The organism is Candidatus Regiella insecticola LSR1 (assembly GCF_000143625.1).
Lineage (GTDB): Bacteria > Pseudomonadota > Gammaproteobacteria > Enterobacterales > Enterobacteriaceae > Regiella > Regiella insecticola.
Window position 1 is genome coordinate 1 of record NZ_GL379597.1, and the last position, 1724, is coordinate 1724.

Genomic DNA, 1724 nt, shown 5'->3' on the forward strand with positions numbered 1-1724 from the left:
AGTCGTGGATCGGAGTTGACCTTGCAAGATGATTTGGGTAGAGACTATCAAAGTAAGAAAGATAATGCTGAATTGTACGACTATATGACCACAAAATCAGATAAGCTGCGCCTCGATGGTGCTGAGTTAAAATTAACCCATAACATGATGTTCTCGTCTCCTAAAATAGCGAGTGTTTCCAGTGATGTTATGCTTGATACTGTTAGAAAAACATTAAAGGAAAAATACCCGGATAATCGATTTTTTTAGCGTATCATCAAGATACGAAAAATCCCCATGTCCATGCCGTATTACGGATCCCTGATAATCAGGGAGAAAGAATTAATATCAGAAAAAACGATTTGCGTGAACTGAGAACGCATTTTGCTGCGAAGTTACAAGCATTGGGGTATGACGTTAAAGCAACACATAAACAGGATTTTTCTTTGAAAAATTCAATTAAAAGTGAACCTGATAACCTGAGAAACCGGTATGAGGTGGTTGATTTTGGGAAAACCAATTATCAATTTTATATCAAAAATAAAGAAGTGCCATTTATCAAGTATCGGACGTTGAAAAGTCAGAAAGAGGTCACTATTTGGGGTAAAGAGCTACAGCAAGAAATGATTCGTGAGCGCATTATGAAAGGAAGTTTGATTAAAATAAAAAAGGGAGGGGTCACTAAAGTAAAAGTCCCTATTTTTAGCGAGGAGGGTTCAATTTTAGGTTATAAGGAAGCGAAAAAAAATCAATGGAAATTAGAAAATTTAGAGATAACTGGTATTGATAGAAATGTTATGCGGGAAAAAGAAGAGATACTTTTTGATACTAACCGTCAAAGCACGCAGCTAAACAAGAAGAGGGAATTTACGAAAAATAAGGCTGTTATTTTAAAGAATGCGATCAATCAGGATGAAGAAAAACGGCGATTTGGCTTAGGTTTTAGCTTTGGTTAGCGATGAAAATTTAATCTTGTATTCAATGGTCTTAGCAGAGTAGTGTATATTAGTATACGCTATACGTATAACGTGTTTGGAGGTATCATGCATAAAAAAATGACGATCACTTTAGATGAAGAGGTATATGAAGGATTGTATAGGACGATTGGGAGAGGTCGGATGAGTCGATTTATTGAAGGCTTAGTCCGGCCTCACGTATTGGATACGGTATTAGATGATGGCTACAAGGCAATGGCCGCAGATAAAGGCCGTGAAGCTGAGGCACAAGAGTGGTGTAACGCTCTCGCAAAGGACATGGTCGATGAAAAGAGGTGAAGTTTGGTGGGTAGAATTCGATCCAGCTTTGGGTAGCGAAATTCGTAAAACTCGCCCTGCGATTGTTGTCAGTAATAATGCTGCCAACCGGCATTTAACAAGAGTTGTCGTCGTGCCAATGACCAGTAACATTGACCGCCAGTATCCTGGTGAAGCCTTAGTGACAGTAAAAGGAAAACTTGGAAAAGTTATGGTTGATCAAATTATGGCAGCAGACAAAGTCCGATTAAAAAATCAGATAGGTAGCTTGTCAAAATCAGATTTACTTTTGGTAGAAGAAGCTATTAAAGTACATTTAGGATTGGCAAAATAAATATCCATAATATATTTATTGAATATTTTATGGATATCTGTTGAGGTTCACAGTCCAGTGGACGAAAATGGGCTCCGTTTGGGAAACGGAAAATATTGTACTATAAGGGGTCGTTTGACGAAAGGGAAATTAAAGTACGCTAAGCCGGTTAGGTAGCC

Annotated in this window: 3 protein-coding genes and 1 pseudogene; all 4 read left to right on the forward strand. The window is 38.0% G+C overall.

The features are described from left to right. Positions 1 to 249, forward strand: a pseudogene (locus REG_RS13380) (MobP1 family relaxase); the annotation flags it as partial. A 47-nt stretch (positions 250 to 296) separates the two neighbouring features. Then, the gene (gene mobP1, locus REG_RS07520) at positions 297 to 935 is read left to right on the forward strand and encodes a MobP1 family relaxase (RefSeq protein WP_311317256.1); all 639 of its coding nucleotides are present in this window, start codon (positions 297 to 299) and stop codon (positions 933 to 935) included. An 87-nt stretch (positions 936 to 1022) separates the two neighbouring features. After that, positions 1023 to 1253 carry a hypothetical protein gene (locus tag REG_RS07525; protein WP_039907881.1) on the forward strand — a complete coding sequence of 77 codons (231 nt, stop codon included), beginning with the start codon at positions 1023 to 1025 and terminating at the stop codon, positions 1251 to 1253. Beyond that, entirely contained in the window at positions 1240 to 1566 is a 327-nt protein-coding gene (locus REG_RS07530) for a type II toxin-antitoxin system PemK/MazF family toxin (RefSeq protein ID WP_006705095.1), read from the forward strand. The genes REG_RS07525 and REG_RS07530 overlap by 14 nt, the downstream gene beginning before the upstream one ends. Positions 1567 to 1724: the final 158 nt, after the last annotated feature.

Coding starts and splice junctions, on each gene's coding strand:
- REG_RS07525 (WP_039907881.1), top strand. CDS start 1,023: ATGCATAAAAAAATGACGATCACTTTAGATGAAGAGGTATATGAAGGA.
- REG_RS07530 (WP_006705095.1), top strand. CDS start 1,240: ATGAAAAGAGGTGAAGTTTGGTGGGTAGAATTCGATCCAGCTTTGGGT.